At 68.8% G+C, this 25,777-nt stretch carries 13 protein-coding genes; 5 read left to right on the top strand and 8 right to left on the bottom strand.

The genetic code is table 11. The features are described from left to right. Window positions 1-21: 21 nt before the first annotated feature. The 4 genes from gspE to purL all read right to left on the bottom strand — a co-directional run bounded on the left by gspE (window position 22) and on the right by purL (window position 15,965). Window positions 22-1,749, bottom strand: coding sequence for a type II secretion system ATPase GspE (gene gspE / locus NR101_RS09190; RefSeq protein WP_256775362.1), 1,728 nt, complete (start codon window positions 1,747-1,749; stop codon window positions 22-24). Between the two features lie 246 nt (window positions 1,750-1,995). Next, entirely contained in the window at window positions 1,996-3,849 is a 1,854-nt protein-coding gene (locus tag NR101_RS09185; protein ID WP_256775403.1) for a S8 family peptidase, read from the bottom strand. Window positions 3,850-4,007: 158 nt separating this feature from the next. Then, complete coding sequence (locus NR101_RS09180; protein ID WP_256775361.1) at window positions 4,008-11,579, bottom strand: ESPR-type extended signal peptide-containing protein; 7,572 nt, start codon at window positions 11,577-11,579, stop codon at window positions 4,008-4,010. Window positions 11,580-12,029: 450 nt separating this feature from the next. Further along, on the bottom strand, window positions 12,030-15,965 hold the full coding sequence (gene purL, locus NR101_RS09175; protein ID WP_256775360.1) for a phosphoribosylformylglycinamidine synthase: 3,936 nt from the start codon (window positions 15,963-15,965) through the stop codon (window positions 12,030-12,032). A gap of 290 nt (window positions 15,966-16,255) precedes the next feature. Here purL and NR101_RS09170 point away from each other — a divergent pair, with 290 nt between their 5' ends. After that, window positions 16,256-18,367 carry a glycosyl hydrolase family 18 protein gene (locus tag NR101_RS09170; RefSeq protein WP_256775359.1) on the top strand — a complete coding sequence of 704 codons (2,112 nt, stop codon included), beginning with the start codon at window positions 16,256-16,258 and terminating at the stop codon, window positions 18,365-18,367. A gap of 71 nt (window positions 18,368-18,438) precedes the next feature. Here NR101_RS09170 and NR101_RS09165 read toward each other — a convergent pair whose 3' ends face one another. Further along, the gene (locus NR101_RS09165) at window positions 18,439-19,233 is read right to left on the bottom strand and encodes a thioredoxin fold domain-containing protein (protein WP_256775358.1); all 795 of its coding nucleotides are present in this window, start codon (window positions 19,231-19,233) and stop codon (window positions 18,439-18,441) included. 111 nt (window positions 19,234-19,344) lie between these two features. After that, window positions 19,345-20,322, bottom strand: a complete 978-nt coding sequence (xerD, locus tag NR101_RS09160) for a site-specific tyrosine recombinase XerD (protein ID WP_256775357.1) — start codon at window positions 20,320-20,322, stop codon at window positions 19,345-19,347. A gap of 70 nt (window positions 20,323-20,392) precedes the next feature. Here xerD and NR101_RS09155 point away from each other — a divergent pair, with 70 nt between their 5' ends. Next, window positions 20,393-20,866, top strand: a complete 474-nt coding sequence (locus tag NR101_RS09155; RefSeq protein WP_256775356.1) for an RDD family protein — start codon at window positions 20,393-20,395, stop codon at window positions 20,864-20,866. Between the two features lie 378 nt (window positions 20,867-21,244). Here the strand turns inward: NR101_RS09155 and lptG are convergent, their stop codons facing one another. After that, entirely contained in the window at window positions 21,245-22,351 is a 1,107-nt protein-coding gene (gene lptG / locus NR101_RS09150; protein WP_256775355.1) for an LPS export ABC transporter permease LptG, read from the bottom strand. Further along, complete coding sequence (gene lptF, locus NR101_RS09145; protein ID WP_256775354.1) at window positions 22,348-23,427, bottom strand: LPS export ABC transporter permease LptF; 1,080 nt, start codon at window positions 23,425-23,427, stop codon at window positions 22,348-22,350. Before lptF ends, lptG begins: the two co-directional genes overlap by 4 nt. 104 nt (window positions 23,428-23,531) lie before the next feature. On the opposite strand from lptF, the gene NR101_RS09140 reads away from it, so the two are divergent. The 3 genes from NR101_RS09140 (at window position 23,532) to NR101_RS09130 (ending at window position 25,755) form a co-directional block, all read left to right on the top strand. After that, window positions 23,532-25,010 carry a leucyl aminopeptidase gene (locus NR101_RS09140; RefSeq protein ID WP_256775353.1) on the top strand — a complete coding sequence of 493 codons (1,479 nt, stop codon included), beginning with the start codon at window positions 23,532-23,534 and terminating at the stop codon, window positions 25,008-25,010. 85 nt (window positions 25,011-25,095) lie between these two features. Next, window positions 25,096-25,521, top strand: coding sequence for a DNA polymerase III subunit chi (locus tag NR101_RS09135; protein WP_256775352.1), 426 nt, complete (start codon window positions 25,096-25,098; stop codon window positions 25,519-25,521). Between the two features lie 45 nt (window positions 25,522-25,566). Next, entirely contained in the window at window positions 25,567-25,755 is a 189-nt protein-coding gene (locus NR101_RS09130; RefSeq protein WP_088432079.1) for a YqaE/Pmp3 family membrane protein, read from the top strand. Window positions 25,756-25,777 lie beyond the last annotated feature (22 nt).

Here is a 25,777-nt window from a genome sequence, read left to right as displayed (position 1 = left end):
GCCGCCGCGTCCGTGTACGCATCAGGATTCCTCCGTCACGCGCAGCACTTCCTCGAGGGTGGTGTGGCCCGACAACGCCTTGGACAGACCATCCTCGTACATGGTGCGCATGCCGGCCGCGCGTGCGATCTTCTCGATCTCGCCCATGCCGGCGCGTTGCATCACCGCACGTCGCAGTTCGTCGTTCATCACCAGGAACTCCATGATGGTGGTACGGCCGAGATACCCGGTCGGTGCAATCGCCGAGGGCTGCGCGCGATACAGGAAGATTTCGCCGTCCGGTTGCAGGCGGCGCAGTTCGAACTTCTCGATCTGCTCGGGCGAGGCCAGGTAGCGCTGGGCGTGCTGCGGCTCCAGCCGGCGCACCAGGCGCTGGGCCAGGATGCCGTTGATGGTGGAGGTGAGCAGGTAGTCCTCCACGCCCATGTCGAGCAGGCGGGTGATGCCGCCGGCTGCGTTGTTGGTGTGCAGCGTGGACAGCACCAGGTGGCCGGTCAGGGCAGACTGGATCGCGATGCGCGCGGTTTCCAGATCGCGCATTTCGCCGATCATGATGATGTCCGGATCCTGGCGCACGATGCTGCGCAGCGCGTGGGCGAAATCCAGCCCGATCTGCGGCTTGGCCTGGATCTGGTTGATGCCTTCGATCTGGTATTCGACCGGGTCCTCGACGGTGATGATCTTCACATCGGAGGTGTTGAGCTGGCTCAACGCGGTGTACAACGTGGTGGTCTTGCCCGAACCGGTCGGGCCGGTCACCAGCAGGATGCCGTGCGGCTGTTCGAGCACCTTGCGGAACTGCGGCAGGAACGCATCGGTGAAACCCAGCCGGTGGAAATCGAACACCACCGTGTCGCGGTCGAGCAGTCGCATCACCACGCTTTCGCCATGCGCGGTAGGCACGGTGCTGACGCGCAGGTCCAGTTCCTTGCCCTGCACGCGCAACATGATGCGACCGTCCTGCGGCAGCCGGCGCTCGGCAATGTTGAGCCGGGCCATGATCTTGATGCGGCTGATCACCGCGGCGGTCAGGTTGGCCGGCGGGCTCTCGCCTTCGATCAGCACGCCATCGACGCGATAACGCACCTTGAGGCGGTTTTCGAACGGTTCGATATGGATGTCCGAGGCGCGCAGTTCGAATGCGCGCTGGATGACCAGGTTGACCAGCCGGATCACCGGTGCCTCGGACGCGAGATCGCGCAGGTGCTCGATATCATCGACCACGCTGCCCTCGCCATCGGCAGTCTCCACGATCGCCCCCATCGCGCTGCGGCCCTGGCCGTACCAGCGTTCGATCAGGTCATCGATCTCCGCGCGCAGCCCGACGTGCACGCGCACCGGCACGCCCATGGCCAGGCGCACCGCATCGGCGGCGTAAGGATCCTGCGGATCGCTCAACCACAGGTCGAGAACACCCTCCTGCAGCGCCAGGGGGCAGACATGGAATTGTTTGAGGAAGCGCAGCGACAGCGGCAGCGCGTCCAGCAGCGATTCGGGGGCGGCTTCGGGCACGGCGCGTGCCTCCAGCAGCGGCAGCTGCAGAACCTCGGCGCTGGTCTGGGCGTGGTCGCGCTCGGACACCAGGCCCAACCGCACCAGCAACTGCAACAAGCTGCCACCGGCTTCGCGGTGCAGCGGACGGGCCCGCGCGAGGTCGCCTTCCTTCAGGCGGCCATTGCGCAGCAACGCCTCGACGATGCGGTGTTCCGCACTGGAATCTGCAGTGGAATCGTGGGCAACCGCGTTCACAAAAGCTCTCCTGGCGACCGTGCGACTTTAGCAGTTCAACGCTGCCCTGCACCGCTTTGGAGGTACCCGGAGAAAAAGGATTGGCTGCTCACCTGGCGCCAACGATTGATCCCGCATGTGAGGCCAATGAAGTTCAACGGCCGCGGCTGTTCGCCTTCTACGCGCCTGGGCGGGGACCGGTGGAGAAACCCCCAAACAAAAAGCGGGCGCCCGTCACAAAGACGGACGCCCGCAAACCACACGCGGTTACTGGTTGGCGATGACGCTCACGCCGCTGAATGCGGACTCGCCGACCAACTTGATGTAGTACGTACCCGCCACCGGCGCGGTGAAGCGCACGGTTTCACTGTTGCCCGGACGGGTCGACTTGGCGTCGAACACGGTCGCGGTCGGCTCCTTGCCCTGGCTGACGTACACCGATACGTTGCCGCTGCCACCGTAGGTGAGCAGGCTCAGCACCTTGCCGGCCTGGGCGTCGAAGCTGTACAGCACTTCGCTGCCACCGGCGCCGCTGAGGCCGCCCACGGCCACCTTGTTGGTCAGCGGAATCGCGGTCGGACCGCAGTTCTCGGTGCACTCTTCTTCCAGCGCCTTTGCCAGCGCGGCCTTGGCGTCGACGATGCCGGTACCGATCGGGGTCGCCGCCGGGATGGTCACCGGGAACGTGCGCGCCGTTTCCTTCAGCAGCGTTTCCAGCTGGGCCGGGGTGAACGCGTCGCGGTTGTTGGCGATGCGGGCGCTCTGCACCAGCGCGGCGACCGCGGCCACGTGCGGGGAGGACATCGAGGTGCCGCCCTTGCCGCCGTAATCGGAGGTCCCCAGCTCAGGCGAGGTGGCACTGCTGGAAATCGCCTGCCAGATGTAGCCGCCCGGATTGCCATCCACGCTGCCACCGCCGCCCGGGGCCGACAGATCCACCGCCGCACCATAGTTGGAGTAGTAGGTGATGCCGCCGGTGATGCGCGTGGCACCCACCGCGACGACGTTGTTGCAGTTGGCCGGACGGGCGTTGGAGACATTGCCGCCAGCGTTGCCTGCCGCCACCACCACCAGCGTGCCGCGCGACACCGCACCGTTGATCGCGGCCTGGTAGACCGGATCGCAGGCGCCGCTGCCGCCCAGGCTCATGTTGATGATCTCGGCCGGATTGGCGTTGGCCGGGATCCCCGCGACCGTACCGCCCGAGGCCCAGGTGATGGCATCGGCGATATCCGACAGGCTGCCACCGCACTTGCCAAGCACGCGCACCGGCAGCACCTTGGCCTTGTAGGCGACGCCGGCCATGCCGACGCCGTTGTTGGTGGCCTCGGCGACCGTGCCGGCCACGTGGGTGCCGTGCCAGGAGCTGTCTTCGGCCAGCGAGCCGGTGTAGCACTCGTTGTCGTTCTCCACCCAGTCGCCGTAATCCAGCGCACCCGGGACGCGTGCGTCGGTCGGGCGGCGCGAGGTCTCCGCATCGCTGATGAAATCGTAGCCTTCCAGCAGGTTGCCGCTGAAGTCTTCATGGTTGGGCAGGATGCCGGTATCGATCACCGCCACCACCACGCCCTCGCCCTGCGAGACATCCCACGCCGACGGCGCATTGATGCCGCCGGTGGCATTACCGAAGTGCCACTGGTACTGCGCGTAATAAGGGTCGTTGGGCACCAGCTGCTTGGTCTCGGTGGGCTTGGCACGCAGGTCGGCGCGCTGCATGCGCACGTCGGCCACGGCGTATTCCACGGTCGGGTCGGCCTTCAGTTCGGCCAGTACCTTCTGCAGTTCCGCATCGCCCAGGCGGCTCTGCAGACGGATCAGGTCGGCGCCGACGCCGAGCTTGCGCACCACCTGCGGGCTGAGCGCGCCAGCACGTGCACTGCCACCGTTGAGGGTGGCGCGCGACAGCGCCGAGTTCACCACGGCCAGCTTCGCCGAGCGGTCCGAGGCAGGCGCGCTGCCTGCGCGGTACTTGACGATGATGCCGTTGCTGGTCTGCTGCGCGGCCGTCGCCGGGCGCTTGGGCTCTTCGGTGCGCGGGCTGGCGGCAAAGGCCGAGCCGGCGGAGATCGACAGCAGCGCGGCTGCCAGTACGTTGATGCGAAGGTTCTGCTTACTGGTCACGTTGAAATCCTCTTCAAGGTCATGATCGAACGACTGTTCAGGCCAACATTCCATGCGAGCTCCCTGGCCGGCCCTGGCCAGGGATCCCGTGACCCGCCCCCTCAGGCCTTGCATTGCTTGCGGCGTGGCCCACCCGGGCCACGCCCTGCAACATCCGCTTACCAGCCGAAGCCGGCACCCACACCGACGGAGCTGTCATCGCTGCTGAACGCACCGCCGATGGTGACCGTGGCGCGCTCGCTGAGCGCACGCTGGTACCCCAGCGACAGTGCCGACTCGCCGCCCTGGTAGCCGACGCCCACACCGACCCGGTTCTGGGTGCGCACACCGGCCGCACTGGTGGCCATGTTGAGCATCGCCGCGCTCATCGCTCCCTGGCGATCGATGCGACGATCCTGGTGACGCAGGCGCTCGTCGATCTCGCCCTTGTACATGTCGAAGCTGTCGGCCATCGCGCCGAAGCGCTGGTCGGTGTAGCTGTTGGCGGTGGCGATGCCCCCGTCCAGCTGGCCCTTGTTGACCGCGTCGGTTGCCTGCGAACCGGCGGCGACGTTGGTGACCTGGCGCTCATTGCCCACCGCACCGACAGAGACCGCGTTGGCACGGTCGGCGACCGAGCCCTGGCCGAGCGCGACCGAGTTGGCCGCCGTGGCCGTGGCGCCCTGACCGATCGCGGTGGCCGAGGCCCCGCTGGCCACCGCGCCATCGCCCATCACCACCGCATTGACCGGGGTCGGTGCGGCGGCGACCGGGGCACTGACCACCTGTGCCGTACCGGCACTGGCCGCGGTCGGCGTGCCCTGCACGCTTGCCGTGGTCACGCTGTCCTCCACGCTGGCCAGCGAAGCACCGGCCAGGCTTGCCGCCGCCGGTGCCGCGGCGCTGCGTGCACGCGGGTTGGCGCTGCCGCCGGCGACCCGCTGGTCGAGGTCGCTGACCTTGCGGTCCAGTGCGCCCAGTGCGTCGCCGACGTTGGTGTACGTCGCGCCCTGGATGACGTAGTTGGGCGCCACGAACACACCCTGCATGCCTACGCTGGCACCGCCGCCGAGGAAGCTGGCGGCGTCGGACAAGGACTGGAACAACTGGCCGCCGTTGATCGCCTGGCGGCTGCCCGAGGCGATCGCGCCGCTGCCGACGTTGTCCACCACGGTGCCCTGCACGCCTGACAAGGTGAGACGGTCGCGGCTGGCATCGTCATAGCTCAATGCATTGGCGGTGACGCTCTCGACCGAACCGATACGGTCGTCGATGTCGCCCACCCGGGTTTCCACCGCGCCCACGCGCTGGTTGGTGGTGTTGAGCTGGCCGCCGGTGACCGCGTCGGTGCTGCCCGCCGCGATGCGCCCGGCGCCGACGTTGACGATGCGGCGCGTGGCCGGACCGTCGGTGCCGTTGCCGCCGCCGACGGAGACCACGTTGGCCTCCACCGCACGTGCGCCGGAACCCAGCGCTACCGAACCGGCGCCGGAGACGCCTGCACCGGCACCGAGGGCGATGCTGCCCGCCCCATTGCTGGCGAAGGCGCCATTGCCGATCGCCACGCCGTTGACCGCATTGGTCGACGCCGAGCGGCCGAGCACGGTGCTGTTGTCGCCGCGTGCCGAAGCATCCGCGCCGACAGCAGTGGCACCGGTTGCCGAGGCAACCGCCGCACTGCCCAGCGCACTGCTGCGGTTGCCACTGGCCGCCGCGCCCGAGCCGGCGGCGAGCGCATCGCTGCCGCTGGCCGTGGCCACGCCGGTACCGCTGGCCTGGAAGTGCTTGCCGACCGCATCGGCGGTGGCCGCCACGGTATCCAGCTGCGCCTTGTTCACCGCATCGTTGGCGTTGACCGCCGCACCGACGTTGGTGATGCGGCGCGTGGACGGACCGGTGGTGCCGTTGCCGCCACCGACCGAGACCACATTGGCCTCGCTGGTACGCGCACCGGCGCCGAGCGCGACGCTGCCGGCACCGCTGGCCGAGGAACTCTTGCCCAGCGCAGTGGCATTGATGCCGCTGTAGGCGTAGCTGTCCTGGCCGATCGCGGTGGAGCCGGCCGAGGTGGCCCAGGCCAACTGGCCGACCGCCGTGGTCTGCGCTGCCGTGGCCCAGGCATTGGAGCCGGCGGCGATGCTGTTGGCACCGCTGGCCTGGGAGGCATAGCCGATCGCGTTGGCGTAGGCGCCCGACGCGGCACTGCCCCAGCCGAGTGCGGAGGCGTAGTCACCGCTGGCCTCGGCGCCGTAGCCCAGGGCGGTGGTCCGCACGCCGCTGGCGGCGCTGAAGGTACCGACGGCGGTGCTGTAGTCACTGCCCGCCTCGGCGCTATAGCCGAAGGCGGACGACTGCAGGCCGGCGGCGGTCGAACCGGCACCGCTGGCGGTGCTGAACACCCCGACCGCCTGCGCACCGGCGCCGAGTGCGGTGGCGCCGATGCCGCTGGCACTGGTGGCCTTGTCGAGCACTACGTTGCCGTTGGCGTCTTCGTAATACAACGCACCACCAATGGCAGTGGCCGAATCGGCCGTGGCCGACGCGTTGAAGCCCGAGGCCGAGGCATAGCGGCCGGACGCGTTCGCGCCGCTGCCGTATGCCGAGGCGCCCGTGCCGAACGCATTGGCCGCTTCACCCGCCGCCGTCGCATAAGCACCGTCGACATAGCTGCCGACGTCATCGCCGTTGCCGCTGCCGGAGGCCTTGAACTGGCGGTTGGTCTGCTCGGCGACGTCGGCGACGGCATCGAGCTGGTTGAGGTTGACCGCATCGGTGCCTTCGGTGCCGGCGGCGACGTTGGTGATCTGACGCTGCGCGGTGGCCGTGCCGACCGAGACCGTGTTGTCGCGGTCGGCGCTGGAACCGGCCCCCAGGGCGACGCTGTTGACGCCTTCTGCCGAGGCATTTGCACCCAGCGCGGTGGCGCTGGCGGCATCGGCCCAGGAGTTCCAGCCAGTCGCGGTGGCGTAGTCGTCGGTCGCCCATGCACCGGCGCCGAACGCCGCCGCACCGGTGCCACTGGCACGGGCCGGGATCAGACCGAAGAAGGTCGACCCACCGATGGCGACGCTTTCATCGCCGGTGGCTTCACTGGATTCACCGAGCGCGACCGCGCTGGCACCGGCGGCGGTCGCCGAGGTGCCAACCGCGGTGGCCAGGCTGTTGGACGCAATCGCGCCGTAACCCAGCGCGTTGGACAGACGACCACTGGCTTCACTGTAGCTGCCGAACGCAGAGGCGCCGGCATCGGAAGCGCTGCTGCGGAAGCCATTGGCGGTGGCCTGCTGGCCGCTTGCCACCGACTCGACGCCGTTGGCCGTGGCATAGGCGCCGCTGGCGACGGCACCGCTACCGACGGCGCTGGCACCGATCTCGCTGGCACTGGCGTTGCTGCCCAGGGCGACACTGTTCTCGCCAGTGGCCTGCGCATTGCTGCCCACTGCCGCCGCCCCATCGGCGCTGGCCAAGGCGCTGTCGCCCACGGCCGTGGCACGGGTGGCCAGCGCATTCGCGCCGGCACCCAGCGCGGTGGCGCCGTCGCCGGTCGCGGTGGCCGCTTCACCGGCGGCCAGCGCGTCATCGCCCTCGACGTAGGCACCGGCATCGCTGTTGTCGCTGCCGCTGGCCTTGAAGTACTTGCTGGTGGCTTCGCCCGCGGCAGCCACGGCGTTCAGCTGATTGACGTTGACCGCGTCGGTGCCTTCGGTGCCGGCGGCGACGTTGGTGACCTGACGCTCCGCCCCGGCGCTGCCCACCGAGACGGTGTTGTCGCGGTCGGCGATCGCGTCGGCACCGAGGGCGACGCTGTTCTCGCCACTGGAGGTTGCCGCATTACCCAATGCCGTGCTGTTCAGGCCCGGCGACCACGCACCACCACCGACGGCGGTGGAGTAGTTGCCCGACGCTTCGGTGGCCAGCAGGCCGAACAGCGAACCGCCGACGGCCACGCTGTTGGTGCCGGTGGCCAGGCTGCCCTGGCCGGTGGCGGTGCTGTACGCACCGGACGCCTCGGCATCGCCGCCGACGGCCACGCTGTTGGAACCGGTGGCCTGGGCGAAGCTGCCCAGCGCGGTGGCATTGAAGGCGCTGGCCACGGCCAGCCCGCCGATCGCGGTGGTGTAACCAGCAGTGGCTTCGGCGCCGAAGCCGTAACCGGCCGAGAGCGTACCGCTGACCACGCTTTCAGCGCCTACGGCGGTAGCGCCCTGGCCGCTGGCGGTGCTGTAGTAACCCAGCGCGACCGATTCCTCACCGGCCGCTTCAGATAGCGCGCCGCCGGCCAGGCTGCCGGCCCCGGAGGCGATGCTGGCGGCGCCGGTGGCAGTGCTCTGCTCGCCGGTGGCTTCGCTTTCGGCGCCGGTGGCGGTGGCGTATTCGCCGCTGGCCTGTGCGTTGGCGCCCACTGCGATGGCGTTGGCGCCGGTGGCCAGTGCATTGAAGCCGACCGCACTGGCATTGTCGGCCAGCGCGAACGCACCACTGCCCAACGCGGTGGCGCCGCTGCCCGCAGCGAAGCTGCTGGAGCCGACCGCCGTGGCGTAATCACCATCGGTGGCGGCGTTGGCGCCGGCCGCTACGCTTTCCTCACCGCCGGCCACGGCCACGCCGTCGCCGCTGGCCTGGAACTGCGCGGTGGCATCGGTGAGCTGGTCGACATTGACCGCATCGGTGCCTTCGGTACCGGCGGCGACGTTGGTGATCTGGCGCTGGCGTTCCGCGTTGCCAACCGAGACCGTGTAGGCGCGATCCGCGACCGCGCCGGCGCCCAGTGCCACCGTATTGGAGGCACTGGCACTGCTGCCGGCCCCGATGCCGATGGCGCTTTCACCGCCGGCCACCACATTGGTGCCGATGGCGATGCTGTTGATGCTGTTGCCCAGGGCCTGGAAACCGACTGCGACGCTGTTGTCGCCATAGCCGAACGCACCGCGCCCGAGCGCGGTGGCGCTACTGCCACGTGCCCAGCTGTTGTAGCCGATCGAGGTCGAGCCGGTGCCGCTGGCCCAGGCCGACTGGCCCACGGCGGTGGCATTGGCTTCGGTCGCCCACGCGCTGGCGCCGAAGGCGGTCGCACCGTCTTCGGTCGCCCATGCATAGGCGCCGGTGGCGGTGGTTTCCTCACCGCTGGCGAAGGCGTTGTCGCCCTGGGCGACGCTGTAGTCGCCGGTGGCGCGCGCCTTGTAACCGGCGGCCAGGCTGTTGCTGCCAGTGGCCTGTGCACCGCTGCCGAAGGCGTTGCTGGTGGTGCCGGTAGCGAGTGCACCGGCCCCCACCGCGACGGCATCCTGCGCCGCCGTAGTGCCCACCTTCACCGCATTGCCGTTGGCATCGACCAGCGGCTGGTTGAACGCGTCATAGGCCTGGCCGAGGCCGCCGATGGCGACGCTGCCATTGCCGTTGGCACTGACATTGCGGCCGACCGCGACGCTGTCATCGCCGAGTGCAGTGGCGCCGTTGCCAAGCGCGGCCGCGCCCGCACCCAGCGCATTGCTGGCCTCACCGGCGGCCAGCGCACCATCGCCGTCGGCGAACGCACCGACGTCGCTGTCCTCGGATGCATTCGCTTTGAAGCGACTGGCGGTGACATTGGCGACCTGCGCCACGCCGTCCAGCTGCGCCTTGTTGACTGCATCGGTGGCTTCGGCACCGGCGGCCACATGGGTGATCTGGCGTTCGTTGCCGACGTCGCCGACCGAGACGGTATTGGCGCGGGTGGCGGTCGAGTTGGCGCCGAGGGCGACGCTGTTTTCACCGCGCGCGGTGGCGTAGAAACCCACGGCGGTGCTGAGATCGCCGCTGGCCCAGGTTTCCGCGCCGAGCGCGGTGGCGCCCTCGCCCGGTGCATAGGCAAAGTAGCCCACGGCGGTGGCTTCGGTACCCGACGCTTCGGTCAGGGTGCCGTTGGCCACGGCGTAATCGCCGCTGGCGATCGCACCAGCACCCACCGCAGTGGCCGCTTCGCCGCTGGCCTGGGTCTGCACGAAGAAGCCCAGGCCCGGCAGCAGGTCGGCCGGGCCGCCGATGGCGGTGCTGCTGTTGCCGGTGGCCACGCTCTGGGTACCGACGGCGGTGGCGTAGTCACCGGTTGCATTGGCGACCGCGCCGAAGGCGGAGGACTGCGCGCCGCCGGCATAGGCACCCACGCCGTAGGAGGAAGCCGCAAAGCCGGAGGCTTCGGCACTGGCACCGACGGCGGTGCCGCCGACGCCGGCGCTGGTCGCACCGGTATCGACCGGCACGCCGCCGTTGGTGATCAGCGGGTTGCCATCGGCATCCACCGCCGCGCCGCCAACGGCCACGCTGCCTGGGCCAGTGGCCTGCGCGTTGTTGCCGAAGGCCGCGCTGTTCTGGCCGGTGGCCAGCGCATTGAAACCGACGGCGGTGGCGTTCTGCGCATAGGCGGCCGCACCGCCGCCCAGTGCGGTGGCACCGTTGCCGATGGCGTTGCTGGCCTCGCCGATGGCGGTGGCGTTGTCGCCTTCCACGTAGGCCCCCACATCGCTGTCGGTGCTGCCGCTGGCCTGGAAATACTTGCTGGTGGTGGCCGCAACCGCGCCCACGTCATCGAGCTGGGACTTGTTCACCGCATCGTTGGCCTCGGTCCCGTCGGCCACATTGGTGATCTGCCGACGCAGCCCGTTTTCACCATTGCCCACCGATACCGTATCCACGCGATCGGCGTAGGAGCCGGCGCCGAGCGCCACGCTGCCCACGGCCACGGCGGCGGAGTTGGAGCCGAGCGCGGCGCTGAAATCGGCGACCGCGACGCTGAACGCACCCACCGCGACCGAAGCTTCACCACCACTGCCCGCACCGCGACCCAGCGAGGTACTGCCGGCACCGATCGCCAGTGCACCGCCACCGATCGCGGTGGCGCCATCGGCGCTGGCTTCGGCCAGGCCACCAATCGCAGTGGCTGCACCGTTTTCGCTGGCGGCAAGTGCCGACGCACCGAGCGCCACGTCGCCCAGACCGAAGGCGCCGGCACTCTGGCCGACCGCAACGCTGGCATCGCCAAAGGCCAGCGCATTCTGGCCAAACGCACTGGCACCCAAGCCGGCGGCAATGGCCTGGCTGCCCGCTGCCGTGGTGGCGTTGGCCAGCGCCTGGCTGCCCTGCCCCAGCGCGGTGGCGCCGTCGCCGTCGGCGTTGGCACCGGCGCCGGCGGCAAGTGCGCCGTCACCGTCGATCTTCGCCGCGTCGCTGTTGTTGCCCGCGCCGTCGGCCTTGAAATAGCGGGTCGCGCCCTCGGCGGCGACCGCAACCTTGTCCAGCTGTGCCTTGTTCACCGCGTCGGTGGCGGCGGTGCCGGCGGCCACGTTGGTGACCTGGCGTTCCTTGCCGGCATCACCGACGGAGACGGTGTTGACGCGGTTGGCCTTCGAGCCTGCGCCGAGCGCAACGCTGTTATTGGCCGAGGCGGTGCTGTTGCTGCCGATCGCCACGGCATTGGTGCCGGACGCGGTGGCGTTGCCGTCGACCACGCAGCTGTCGATCACCGAGCTGTTGAGCACCACGCAGTTGGCATTGCCGCCCACTTCCACCGACTGCGCCTGCGCACCTGGCGCGAACCCGGCGATACCCGCTCCCAGCGTCAATGCGATGGCGGCCGACAGCAGCGACGGGCCGCGCGTGTCGGTGGATCGTCGCTGGTCGATGACCACGCCGGCGGACTGGCTGCTGGCCAATTCCGAGGCAACGACCATCTGCCCCAGTGCTTTGTTCCAGACCTTGCGATAAATCCGATTCATCGATGCGACTCCTGAGTGGGCTGGTTTTAGGCAAAGCGACGCCAACGCCGGACCGCATGGTCCAACGTCCCCTGGGGGCGTTTACTCGCTTGATTTAGTGCGTTGCGCCGAATGGCTCGCTACAGACGTACAGCCGACTCGCCATCCATGCGGTACTGCAGAACTGAATGCTTCCGAAATGAGCAATCAGTGTTAACGCACCGTGGCAAGAACGTCAACACTTTGACTCTCAAAAACTCATGACCGCCAAATCCGTCACAAAAACGGCGCAAAACACCGTTATTTCGTTAGTTTCATGTGAGTAATGGTCATAACGCGGTTTCACACTGAAACACGCTGTAACTCATTGCTGGGGATCATTTTCCGCTGCGCACAAAAAGAAACCGCCGGGAGTGCCGGCGGTTTCTTCACGCGGCTTTCACCGCATCGACAACAGGCGCGTGCGCAGTATCAGCCGCACCATACGCGTGCGTTCCGGAACATGCGCAGCCATGGGGAATCGCCCTGCCATTCGCTTGGACGCCAGCTCAGGTTGAGTGCGCGCGGGGTGCGTTCGGGATGCGGCATCATGATGGTGACCCGACCGTCGGTGTTGGTCAGGCCGGTGATGCCGTCCGGCGAACCGTTCGGATTGAGCGGGTACTGGGTGGCCACGTTGCCATCGCCATCCACGTAGCGCAATGCAACGCGCGCCGCGGCCTGGTCCACGGCCGTGGCGAATACCGCCTGGCCTTCACCGTGGGCCACGGCCACGGGCAAGCGCGAGCCGGCCATGCCGCGCAGCAGGATCGACGGCGATTCCACCACTTCCAGCAGCGCGGTACGGGCTTCGAACTGCTCGCTGCGGTTGCGGCGGAACTGCGGCCAGTGCTCGGCACCGGGGATGATGTCCTTGAGTTGGCTCATCATCTGGCAGCCGTTGCATACGCCCAGCGCGAAGCTGTCCTGGCGTGCGAAGAAGCCGGCGAAGGCATCGCGCAGCGCGCTGCGCTCCAGTACCGAGGTGGCCCAGCCACGACCGGCGCCGAGCACGTCGCCGTAACTGAAGCCGCCACAGGCAACCAGGCCGGTGAAGTCGGACAACGCGACGCGGCCTTCGATCAGGTCGCTCATGTGCACGTCATACGCGCTGAAACCGGCACGCTCGAAGATGTTGGCCATCTCGATCTGGCCGTTGACGCCCTGCTCGCGCAGCACCGCCACGCGCGGACGCGCGCCGGTGTTGATGAAGGGCGGTCGCCCCTGCGCATCCTGCGCCCGCGACACGGGTACATCCATGTACGGCGCTGCCACATCTTCATTGATGTCGAAGCTGAGTTTCGGCTTCAGGCCCGGCGCGTTGAAGTTGCGCGCGATCGCACGCTCCTGGTCGGCGCTGTCCGGGTTGTCGCGCAGCTTCTGCATGGCGTGGGTGACCGACCACCAGGCATCGAACAGCGCTTCCCAGCGCCACTCCACCAAGCTCTCGCCCTGCAGCGACACCCGCACCACCGGGGCGGTGGTCGGGCGCGCGATGCGCTGGGCGCATTCGGTCAGCGCATGCCGCTCGACCAGGTCGGCAAAGGCCGCGCGGTCTTCCCGGGCGATCTGCACCACCGCCCCCAGTTCTTCATTGAACAGGCTGCGGAACGGATCATCGCCCCAGGCATCCAAGGTGATGTCCAGGCCCAGGCGCGAGGCGAAGGCCATTTCGCACAGCGCGGCAAACGCGCCGCCATCGCTGCGGTCGTGGTAGGCCAGCAGCAGGCCGGACTGGCGCGCATCGCGGATCAGTTCGAAGAACGCACGCAGGCGCTGTGCATCGTCCAGGTCCGGCGCCGCCCCGGCGAAGGCCGGCAGGGCGCTGTGGTCGGCATGCACCTGGGCCAGGATCGAACCGCCCAGGCGCTGCTTGCCGGCGCCCAGGCCGATCAGCCACAACTCGCTGTCGGTGTCGCGGTCGAGCAGCGGGGTCAGCTGTGCGCTGGCGTCGGCGACAGGCGCAAAGGCGGTGATCACCAGCGACACCGGCGACACCGACTTGTGCGCCTGGCCATCGGCCTGCCACTGGGCCTGCATCGACAGCGAATCCTTGCCGACCGGAATGCTCAGGTCCAGCTGCGGGCACAGTTCCATGCCCACCGCGCGCACTGCGTCGTACAGCAGCGCGTCTTCGCCTTCGTGGCCGGCCGCCGCCATCCAGTTGGCCGACAGCTTCACCGTGTCCAGCGCGTCCACCGGGGCGGCGCACAGGTTGGTGATCGCTTCGCCCACCGCCATGCGCGCCGATGCGGCCGCATTGAGCAGGGCCAACGGAGTGCGCTCGCCGATCGCCATCGCCTCACCGGCGACGGTATCGAAACCAGCCAGGGTGATGGCCACATCGGCCAACGGCAGCTGCCATGGGCCGATCATCTGTTCGCGCGCGGTCAGCCCGCCAACGCTGCGGTCGCCGATGGTGACCAGGAAATTCTTGGACGCCACCGACGGGTGCGCGAGGACGCGCAGGCCGGCTTCATGCAGGTCCAGCCCGGCGGTCTTCAACGCCGGCCAGCGCGGTGCCGGCGGGTGCGTGGCATCGCGGTGCATCTTCGGTGCCTTGCCGAACAGCACGTCCATCGGCAGGTCGATCGGCGCATCGGCCGGCGTATTGCCCACGGTCGCGCCGTAGGCCACGACCAGGCGTTCTTCGGCGGTGGCCACGCCAACCGCGGCGAACGGGCAGCGCTCGCGCGCGCACAGCGCGGCAAATTCGGCCAGGCGCGCCTGCGGTACGCCGAGCACGTAGCGCTCCTGCGATTCGTTGCACCACAGCTGCATCGGCGACAGCGACGGATCGTCGGTGGGCACCTTGCCCAGGTCGATCACGCCGCCCACGCCGGAGTCGTGCAGCAGTTCCGGGATCGCGTTGGACAGGCCGCCGGCACCGACGTCATGGAACCAGCGGATCGGGTTGTCCAGGCCGAGCGCGACGCAGCGGTCGATCACTTCCTGGCAGCGACGCTCCATTTCCGGGTTGTCGCGCTGCACGCTGGCAAAATCGAGGTCTTCGGCGCTCTCACCCGACGCCACCGAGCTGGCGGCACCGCCGCCGAGGCCGATCAGCATCGCCGGGCCACCGAGCACGATCACCGCATCGCCCGGCTGCAGGCGCAGCTTCTCGACCTGGTTCTGGTCGATCGCACCGAGCCCACCGGCGAGCATGATCGGCTTGTCGTAGGCGCGGGTCAGGCCCTGCCCTTCGGGCAGCTCGAAGCTGCGGAAATAGCCGAGCAGGTTCGGGCGGCCGAATTCATTGTTGAACGCGGCGCCGCCGAGCGGGCCGTCCAGCATGATGTCCAGCGCCGGGGCCATGCGCGGGTTGAGCGCACGCGGCGCTTCCCACGGCTGCGGCAGCGTCGGGATGCGAAGGTGCGAGACCGAGAAGCCGGTCAGGCCGGCCTTGGGCTTGCCGCCGCGGCCGGTGGCGCCTTCGTCGCGGATCTCACCGCCCGCACCGGTGGCCGCACCCGGGAACGGGGCGATCGCGGTCGGGTGGTTGTGCGTTTCGACCTTGATGCAGAACGCCGAATCGACCACCGCTTCGCTGCGGTACTCGCCGCTGGCCGGGTCCGGGCGATAGCGTGACGCCGGGAAACCGGCGACCACCGCGGCGTTGTCGCTGTACGCGCTCAACGTGTGCTGCGGGGTCTGCTGGTGGGTGTTCTTGATCATCCGGAACAGCGAATGCGACTGGTCGGCGCCGTCGATGGTCCAGCTGGCATTGAAGATCTTGTGCCGGCAGTGCTCGGAATTGGCCTGCGCGAACATCATCAGTTCGACGTCCGACGGCGTGCGGCCCAACTCGCCGAAGCGCTGGCGCAGGTAGTCGATCTCGTCCTGGGCCATGGCCAGGCCGAGGCGGCGGTTGGCCGCTTCCAGGTCCTCCAGCGCGATCCGCTCCAGTTCGCCACGGGCCGGCGCGCTGAACAGCGCCTGCGCCTGTTCGGCCTGGGCCAGTACGGACTGGGTCATCGGGTCGTGCAGGGCGCGGATCACCGCTTCCTGCGCGGCGGCATCGGCCGGCCAGCCGGCCAGGTCGATGCGCAGGCCACGTTCGACCCGTCGGATCGGCTGCCCGGCACCACGCACCAGTTCGGTGGCCTTGCTCGACCACGGCGACAGCGTGCCCAGGCGCGGCACCACGAAGCGCGATACCGCGCCGTCTTCACGCCCCGCCAGGTCCGGCTGGGCCTCCAGGATCCGGCTCAGGATCACCGGGTCCGGGGCCGCATCGCCCTCGGTCTGGATGAAGTAGACATGCCAGGCACCGGTGATGCGCAGATCGGTGGCCAGGGACTGCAGGCGGGATTCAAGACGTTCGCGGCGGAACGGCGAAAGGGCGGATGCGCCCTCGAGGACCATCATGTCCGGGGAACCGTGGTTGGAAACGGGCCCACTATTGTACCCAAGTCCACCGCCGCGGCCGCCCCGACCGCTGACCGCCGCCCGTAGGCCTTCACGGCCGAACCATGCGCTGGTTCACGGATTGCTGGCGGAATGCATGACAACGTTATCACCACCTGGCTGGCCTGCTTTGCGGCCAGGTCCTCGTCCGCCCCCACTGCTGTTGCCGGCCTCTCCCCGGCGCCCGGACCTGCTGCACGCGGGCCGCCCCACCCGGCGGCCCGCGCCCATCACTAGATCGGAGTAAGACCATGCCTGACCCGATGATGCGCAGTGCGGTGACATCGATATCCTCCCTTGCGGCAGGCCGCCGCAAACGCTGGCTGCTGGCCCTGGCCCTGGCTGCAGCCGCCGCGACCACCACCCCCACCCTGGCGCTGGCCGCGAACTGTACCGGGGCCCCGGAATGGAACCCGGCGGTGATCTACCTGTCCGGCACCACCCTGCAGAAGGGCGGCGTGCTGTACCGGGCCAACCAGGACATCTGGAACGCCCCGCCCGACCACCCCGCTGGCGCGCCCTACTACACCAACCTGGGCGCCTGCGATGGCAGTGGCAGCAACCAGCCGCCCAGCGTCAGCCTGACCTCGCCCGCCGCGGGCGCCAGCTTCACCGCCGGCAGCAGCATCACCGTCAGTGCCAACGCCAGTGACACCGACGGCAGCGTCAGCAAGGTCGAGTTCTTCCGCGGCGGCACCTCGCTGGGCATCGACACCAGCGCGCCGTACAGCGTGACCTGGGCCAACGCGAGCGCCGGCAGCCACACCTTCAAGGCGGTGGCCACCGACAACAACAACGCGGTGACTTCCTCCACCACGGTCAGCGTGACCGTCACTGCCGCCAGCAACGACACCACCCCGCCGAGCGTGCCCGGTGGCCTGGCCTCGCCCTCCAAAACCGCCACCACGGTCAACCTGGCCTGGAGCGCGGCCACCGACAACAGCGGCGGCAGCGGCGTGGCCGGCTACGACGTGTACCGCAACGGCAGCCTGGTCGGCTCGCCCAGCGCCACCCAGTACACCGACGGCGGACTCACCGCCAGCACCGCCTACACCTACACCGTGCGCGCCCGCGACAACGCCGGCAACGCCTCGGCGCAGAGCGGCTCGATCAGTGTGACCACCGCGGCCGGCGGCGGCGGCGGCGGCAGCAAGCGGGTGATCGGGTACTTCACCCAGTGGGGCATCTACGGGCGCAATTACCGGGTCAAGAACATCGACACCAGCGGCTCGGCCGCGCGCCTGACCCACATCAACTACGCCTTCGGCAACGTGCGCAACAACCGCTGCGAAGTCGGCGTGACCCAGGCCTCGGACCCGAACACGGGGGTGGGCGGCGATGCCTTCGCCGATTACACCAAGGCCTTTGGTGCCGGCGAGAGCGTGAGCGGTGGCGCCGATACCTGGGACCAGCCGCTGCGCGGCAACTGGAACCAGCTCAAGCAGCTCAAGGCCAAGCACCCGAACGTAAAGGTGCTGATCTCGCTGGGCGGCTGGACCTGGTCGCGCGGGTTCTCCAGCGCGGCGCAGCCCGCCAACCGCCAGGCCTTCGTCGCCTCGTGCATCGATGCCTACATCAAGGGCAACCTGCCGGTCACCGACGGCGCCGGTGGCGTGGGCGCGGCGGCCGGTGTGTTCGATGGCATCGACATCGACTGGGAGTATCCGGTGGCCTGCGGGCTGAGCTGCGGCACCCCGGCCGACAACGCCAACTACACCGCGCTGCTGGCCGAGTTCCGCCGCCAGCTCGATGCGGTGCGCCCGGGGCTGTTGCTGACGGTGGCGGTGGGTGCGGGCATCGACAAGGTGCGCGTGACCGACCCGGCCGCGTACCACCCGTACCTGGACTTCATCAACGTGATGACTTACGACTTCCACGGTGCGTGGGATCCGCAGACCAACCATCACTCGGCGCTGTTCGACTCACCGGCCGATCCGTCCACCGGCGACCAGAAGCTCTACAACAGCAACGATGCGATGGAGGCCTTCCTCAGCCGCGGCGTGCCGGCGTCCAAGTTGAACCTGGGCATCGGCTACTACGGGCGCGGCTGGACCGGCGTGGCCAGCGGCAACAACGGCCTGTACAAGAGCGCCAGCGGCGCCGCGCCGGGCACGTATGAGGCCGGCATCGAAGACTGGAAGGTGCTCAAGAACCTGGCCTGGCCGGGCTACACCGACAGCGTCGCCAAGGCCACGTGGATCTCCAACGGCACCACGTTCTGGAGCTTCGACACTCCGGCGATGGTCACCGAGAAGATGGGCTACGTCAAAACCCAGGGACTGGGCGGCGCGTTCTTCTGGGAGTTCAGCGGGGATGACGCCCAGGGCACGTTGACCAAGGCGATCCGCGACGGGTTGAACTGACGGGGAACCGACCCACGGTCGGGCATGCCCCCTTGCAACAACGCCCCGGCGATGCCGGGGCGTTGTTTGTTTCAGCGGCTGCCGCCGGCGGTGATCCGCTCCAGCGCGGCCTTCAGCTGTGCCGGCGGCACGTAGCCGCCGAGCTGGGTGCCATCGGGCGCAAAGATCGCCGGGGTGCCGTTGACGCCCATCTGCTGGCCCAACGTGTACTGCATGGCCACCGGATTGGTGCAGTTCTTCGGCGTGACCGGCTTGCCGGTCTTGGCCGCGGTCAGCGCCTGCTTGCGATCGGCCGCGCACCACACCGAGATCATGTCGGTGTAGTCCTGGCTGCCCAGGCCCATGCGCGGGAAGGCGAGGTATTCCACGCTGATGCCGTTGCGGTTGAGCTCGGCGATGTCCTGGTGCAGCTTGCGGCAGTAGCCGCACTCAATATCGGTGAACACACTGATGGTGTACTTGGCGTTGGGCGCGGCGAACACGATGCGCTCGCTCTGCGGCACCTTCGCCAGCAGCTTCTGGCGGTAGCTGAGCAGGCCGGCGCTGCTGACCGGCGCCTTGTTCTGGATGTCGTACGGCTGGGACTGCATCAGGTAGCGGCCGTCGTCGGTCACATACAGCACCTGCCCGCCCACCAGCACCTCGCGGAAGCCCGGGAACGGCGCCGCGCCGATGTAGTCCGGGGTGAACTTGGGGTCCAGCTGCTGCAGCGCCTTGCGCACGCGCTGGTCGGCGTTGCCGTCGGCCGGGGCCGCCGCACTGGCCGGGGCCGACGCGCCCTTGCTGGCGGCCGGAGCGGAGGGCTGCTGCGCGCAGGCAGTCAGGCTGAGCGCGCCGAGGAGCGCGGCAATGGCAACACGGAGCATCGAGCGATCCGGGGACAAAGAAGATGGCGCTGATTCTCGCACAGCCGCCCACACCCGCAGCTGGACCGCAGTGGAACAGTGACCGGCGTCAGCTGCCGCGCCGCCACCACCTCAGCCGCGCGGATGGTGCCTGGCGTGCAGTTTCTGCAGGTGTTCGCGCGCCACCAGGGTGTAGATCTGGGTGGTGGACAGCGAACTGTGGCCCAGCAGCATCTGCAGCGCGCGCAGGTCCGCGCCCCGGTTGAGCAGGTGGGTGGCAAAGCTATGGCGCAGCCCGTGCGGGCTGATCCGGACCGGATCGATCCCGGCCAGCACCGCGTACTTCTTCACCAGTGCCCAGAACTGCTGGCGGCTGAGCGGCTGCAGCGAGGGGGCCACGAACATCGGCACCGACCCGTCCGCACCGCCTGGCACCGTGCGCTTGCCGGCCAGCTGCGGGCGCGATTCGGCCAGGTAGCGCTCCAGCCAGTGCTGGGATTCCTCGCCCAGCGGCACCAGGCGCTCCTTGCTGCCCTTGCCGGTCACCCGCAGCACGCCCTGCCGCAGGTTGACCGCGTTGGCCGGCAGTTCCACCAGCTCGCTCACGCGCAGCCCGGCGGCGTACATCAGCTCCAGCATCGCCCGGTCGCGCAGGCCCAGCGGGGAGGCGATATCCGGCGCATCCAGCAGCGCGTCGATCTGGTTTTCGGCCAGCGCCTTGGGCAGCAGCCGCGGCAACCGCGGCGGGTCCAGCAGCGCGCTGGGGTCCTCGCTGCGCTGACCGCGCCGCAGCGCATCGGCGAAGAACGCGCGCAAGGCAGACAGCAGCCGCGCGTTGCTGCGTGGCGACCAGCCGTGCCGCGCGCGCCAGGCCAGGTAATCGAACAAGCCGGCCCGATCGATCGCGGCCAGCCCGCCGCCGGCCCCGTCACGCCAGCGCGCCAGCCCTTCCAGGTCGCGCCGGTAGCTGTCCAGGCTGGCGCGCGCCAGCCCCTGCTCGGCCCAGATCGCATCGAGGAAGCGCTGGATCAGCAGGTTGTCGTCGTCGCGCAAGGGCGGCAGCTGCTGGACCAACTGACGGCGCAGCGCGGGGGTAGTGGCATCGGACATGTCACCAGCATACGGAGCCGGGCGCATCGCAGCCATCGAACCGACGCCAGCGCGCAGGTATGCTCGGCCCATGGCCACCACCGTCCCCAGCGCAACCGCCGACCGCCCCGCCACGCTGCTGCTGTGGCGCCTGCTGGCCCTGCTCTACGACCTGTTTCCCGCGCTCGCGCTGTGGATGCTGGTCGGCACCGTGTTCACCGTGGCCTACACCCTGACCGGCCATGCCGAGCGCGAGAACATCCCGGCCTTCAGCGCCCTGCAATGGCTGCTCTGGCTGTGCTGCTGGATCATCACCGGCCTGTACGCCACGTTGAGCTGGCGTCGCGGTGGCCAGACCCTGGGCATGCGCCCATGGCGGCTGCAGGTGACCACGCCCGCTGGAACGCCCCCCACCCGCCGCCAGTTGTGGCTGCGTTACAGCGTCGGCACCGTGTCGCTGCTGCTCGGCGGCCTGGGTTTGTGGTGGACGTTGATCGACCGCCAACGCCTGAGCTGGCACGACCGTGCCAGCGGCACTCGGGTGCGACGCCTGCCGAAGCGGTGAAACCACGCAACGCGTGGAGGCTGACTGTTGGGTCGGCATGGGGGACATTGGCATTTGATTGACGCGCGAAGGGCAGCCACGCATGGCGTGGCTCTACCGGCCGTTCTGCGATCGCGTCGTTCCGTGCCGGCAGGCCTGGTGCTGGTCGGGGGCGTATACGGCGCGCTGGGGCGACGCTCTTCCTCCCCGCACACGACAAACCGTGCAGAGAGGGTCAGGCAGCCCCCTCCAGGACCGTGCACGGCATGGATGCCGTGAACGAGCCCCCAGGGATGGGTTTACGGCGTGTCCTGGATGGGGCTACCTGGCCCTCTCCCGCGATAACAGGGAGGCGCCAGCCATGAACCATCAGGATCACGCAAAACTCCAGCCGCTCAATTACCCCGACTTGCGCCGGAACAGCATCCCCGACACGGCCAGCATCACGATCGGCGGCAGCGCGTAGGCGATGCGGTAGTCGAACTTCAACGCACCGGCCATGCGGCCGAAGAACAACTGCAGCAACCAGAAGCCCAGCGCGAACAGGATGCCCAGGAACAGCCGCTTGCCCATGCCGCCACTGCGCAGCGACCCGAACGCGAACGGCACCGCTGCCAGACACAACGCCAGCACGTTCACCGGATAGAACCACCGGCTCCAGTAGATGTCTTCGTAATCGCGCGAATCCAGCCCGTTGCGCTTGCGGTACTCGATGCTGGTGCGCAGATCCATCGCCGTCAGGTTGCGCGGCTTGGAAATACCGCTGGCCAAGGCCGCCGCATCCAGGCGCGAATTCCACGGTTCGGATTCCACCGTCTCACGCGTCGCCGAGCGCTCGCCGAACGTATCCCGGCGCACTTTCTTCAGCACCCAGCCGTCCTTGTCATGCTCGGCCGAACCGGCATAGGTCAACGAGGCCAACCGCCCGTCCTCGCCAATCTTGTACAGCCGTACATCGCGCAGCACCAGCTTGGTGCCACCGCCGGGCAGCAACTGCTCATCGCCCGCGCCGGCATTGAGGAACGTATCGCCCTCGCGCGCCCACACGCCCGAATAGCGCGCCACGGCCATGCTGTTGCCCCACTTGGCGCTCATCTTGATGTCGTCGGCCCGGCTCTGCGCCCACGGCGCCAGCGTCTCGCCGCTGAACACCATCACCGCCGTCAGCAACGACAGCGCGATCGCCACCGAGGCACTCAGGCGTTTGCGCGACAGGCCAAGCGCACGCAGCGCGGTCAGCTCCGAGGTTGCCGCCAGCTGGCCCAGGCCCATCAGCGAGCCGATCACCGCCGCCGTCGGGAAGAACGTGTAGGCCCGGCGCGGCACCGTATACAACACCCACGCCGCCGCATGGCCCAGCGTATAGCTGCCCTTGCCGACGTCCTTGAACTCGCCGGAGAACGCCATCACCACGTCCAGGCCCACCAGCACTGCCCAGGTCAGCAGCACGGTGCTGAAGACCGCCCGGCCGAGATAGAGATCAAACCGCATCGGGTGAAGCTTCATGCGGTCCTCCGCGGGCGCGACAGCTTGCCATCACGCAGGTACATCCAGATCGCCAGCGCCAGCAGCGGCAGGCTCAGCCACCACAAGCCGACACTGCCGGACAATTTTCCATCGGCGATCCAGCGCGTGCCGATGAACATCAGGTTCATGCCCACCATGTAGGCCAGGAACGCCAGCATCATCCGCCCGTAGCGCTGCTGGCGCGGCGAACTGCGCGCCAGCGGCAGCGTCATCAACGCAAAGGCCAGCGCGATCAGCGGCGGGGTGATGCGCGAATGCAGCTGCGCCTGCGCGGCCGGGCGCGCATCGCCGAACAGCTGCCCGGTCGGCAGCAGCTCCGGGTCGTCCTTGTCGCGGGTGTCGGCGCCGTCGGGCATGGCCACATCGTTGCGCGCGAAGGTCATCAGCTTGTAGTCCAGGGCGCCGTTGGCCGGGCCTTCGACCTGGTGGCCGTCTTCCAGCTCCAGGTAGCGCTGGCGGGCGCCCTCGAAGAACATCCGGCCGCGATCGGCCGACACCACCTCGATGCGGTCTTCCTTCTGCCGCTGCATGAACACCTTGCCCAGCTGGGTGCCATCGGGCGATACCGAGGACAGGTAGACCACCCCGCCGTTGGGCAGGGTAGTGAATTTGCCCGACTCCAGGCCGGCCATCACCACACTGCGGTTGGCCTCCTCGATCATGGTCTCGCCGGTGCGGTCGGCCCACGGGCCCAGCCACAGCGAACACAGGGCGATCAGCCCCACCACCGGCAGCACCAGCATCAGCACCGGGCGCAGCAGCCGCTTCGGGCCCACCCCGATCGCAGTCAGCACCGCCATTTCCGAGTCGCGGTAGAGCCGTGCGGTGGCCAGCATCAGCCCCAGCATCAGCGCCAGCGGCAGGATCAGCGGCATGTAGACGATGAACTGCAGGCCCAGCTGGGAGAACAGCAGGCGGGCGGGCAGGCGGCCGTCGGCGATGTTGCCGAGGATGTCCACCAGGACACCGCCGACACTCACCACCAGCAGAACGATGAGGGTGGCCAGGAAACTCTGGACGAAATCACGCAGGAGATAGCGATCGAGCTTCGACATGGGGCGGTGGTTTAAACTCTCGGATTCGTTCGCGATGCTGCCCAGTCTACCGACGGGACGTAAACAGCTCGCGATTGTACGGATTTGCCAACGGAATCTGATCAATGGCCCTGGAATTCACCCTGAACCACGCAACGCCGGCCTCGGCCGCGTTCGATTGCGTCATCGTCGGCGCCTATGCCGACCAGACCCTGAGCCCGGCGGCACAGGCCCTGGACACCGCCTCCGGTGGTCGCCTGTCGGCCCTGGTGGCCCGCGGCGATGTCGGCGGCAAGACCGGCGTCACCACCCTGCTGCACGACCTGCCCGGCGTCAACGCGCCGCGCGTGCTGGTGGTCGGGCTGGGCGAACCGGCCAAGTTCGGCGTCCCGCAGTACCTCAAGGCGGTGGGCGATGCCAGCCGCGCGTTGAAGAGCGGGGTCAACCACCACGCGCTGCTGACCCTGACCGAGATCGAGGTCAAGGGCCGCGATGCCGCCTGGAACATCCGCCAGGCCATCATCACCGCCGACCACGCGGCCTACCGCTACAGCGCCACGCTGGGCAAGAAGAAGGTCGAAGCGCCGGGCCTGACCCAGCTGGCCATCGCCGGCACCGACACCCAGGCGCTGGTCCAGGGCCAGGCCATCGCCGCCGGCGTGCAGTACGCCCGCGAGCTGGGCAACCTGCCGCCGAACTTCTGCACCCCGGCCTACCTGGCCGAGTCCTCGGTGACGTTCGCCCAGGCCCACGAGGGTGCCGAAGCGGAGATCCTGGACGAGCACCAGATGGAAGCGCTGGGCATGGGCTCGCTGCTGGCCGTGGCCCGTGGCTCGGCCAACCGCCCGCGCCTGGTGGTGCTGAAGTGGAGCAACGGCGGCGACGCCAAGCCCTACGTGCTGGTCGGCAAGGGCATCACCTTCGATACCGGTGGCGTCAACCTGAAGACCCAGGGCGGCATCGAAGAGATGAAGTACGACATGTGCGGCGGTGCCAACGTCATCGGCACCTTCGTCGCGGCGGTCACCGCCAAACTGCCGCTGAACCTGGTGGTGGTGGTGCCGGCGGTGGAAAACGCCATCGACGGCAACGCCTACCGCCCGTCGGACGTGATCACCTCGATGTCGGGCAAGACCATCGAAGTGGGCAATACCGACGCCGAAGGCCGCCTGATCCTGTGCGACGCCCTCACCTACGCCCAGCGCTTCGAGCCGGCCGCGCTGGTCGACGTGGCCACCCTCACCGGCGCCTGCCTGGTCGCGCTGGGCCACCAGACCGCCGGCCTGATGACCAAGCATGACGACCTGGCCAACGAACTGCTGGCCGCCGGCGAGCACGTGTTCGACCGCGCCTGGCGCCTGCCGCTGTGGGACGAATACCAGCCGATGCTGGATTCCAGCTTTGCCGACGTCTACAACATCGGCGGCCGCTGGGCCGGTGCGATCACCGCCGGCTGCTTCCTGTCGCGCTTCACCGACGGCCAGCGCTGGGCCCACCTGGACATCGCCGGCGTGGCCAGCGACGAAGGCAAGCGCGGCATGGCCACCGGTCGTCCGGTCGGCCTGCTGAGCCAGTGGCTGCTGGACCAGGTCGCCCGCGCCTGATGCCCTGCCCGATCGCGGCCGCCTGGCGGTGGCCGCGATCCCGCCCGGCCTGGCGCCGGGTTCTCCCTCCGCTCCAGGCCCTGCCATGTCCCGTGCTGATTTCTACCTGATCGCCAAGCCCCGCTTCCTGACCGAGCCCTTGCGCCTGGTCTGCGAACTGGCCCGCAAGGCCAACGACGCCGGGCTGTTCACCCTGGTGCTGGCACGCGACCAGGCCCAGGCCGAGGAGCTGGACGAGCTGCTGTGGGCGTTCGACAACGACGCCTACATCCCGCATCAGATCGCCGGCGAAGACATGGACGAGGAAGAAGCGCTGGTGCTGATCGCCGTGCCCGGCACGCCAGCCCCGGCGCGCCCGCTGGTGATCAACCTGCGCGATGACCCCTACCTGGCCGAGTGCGACCGCGTGCTGGAAGTGGTGCCGGCCGACTCGGAAGCGCGCGAGCCGCTGCGCGAGCGCTGGCGCCAGTACAAGGCGCTGGGCTTTGACCTGAACAAGTACGACATGTAACCCGCGCGGCGCCCCTCGGGCCGCCGCCGCACCCGGAGCCTCTTGATGCGCCTGTTGATCGCCCTGATCTTCCCCTGGTTCGCCTTCTTCACCATCGGCCGCCCGATCGCAGGCATCCTCTGCCTGATCCTGCAAATCACGCTGATCGGCTGGCTGCCCGCCGCGATCTGGGCCGCCTACGCGGTCTCGCAGTTCCATACCGACCAGAAGATCCGTCGCGCCCTCGGGCGCTGAACTTCCGGCACCCCACCTTTCG

Source organism: Stenotrophomonas sp. Ste86 (assembly GCF_024519465.1).
GTDB lineage: Bacteria > Pseudomonadota > Gammaproteobacteria > Xanthomonadales > Xanthomonadaceae > Stenotrophomonas.
Note: the sequence above shows the minus strand (reverse complement) of the source record. Positions and strands in the feature narration are given on the sequence as shown.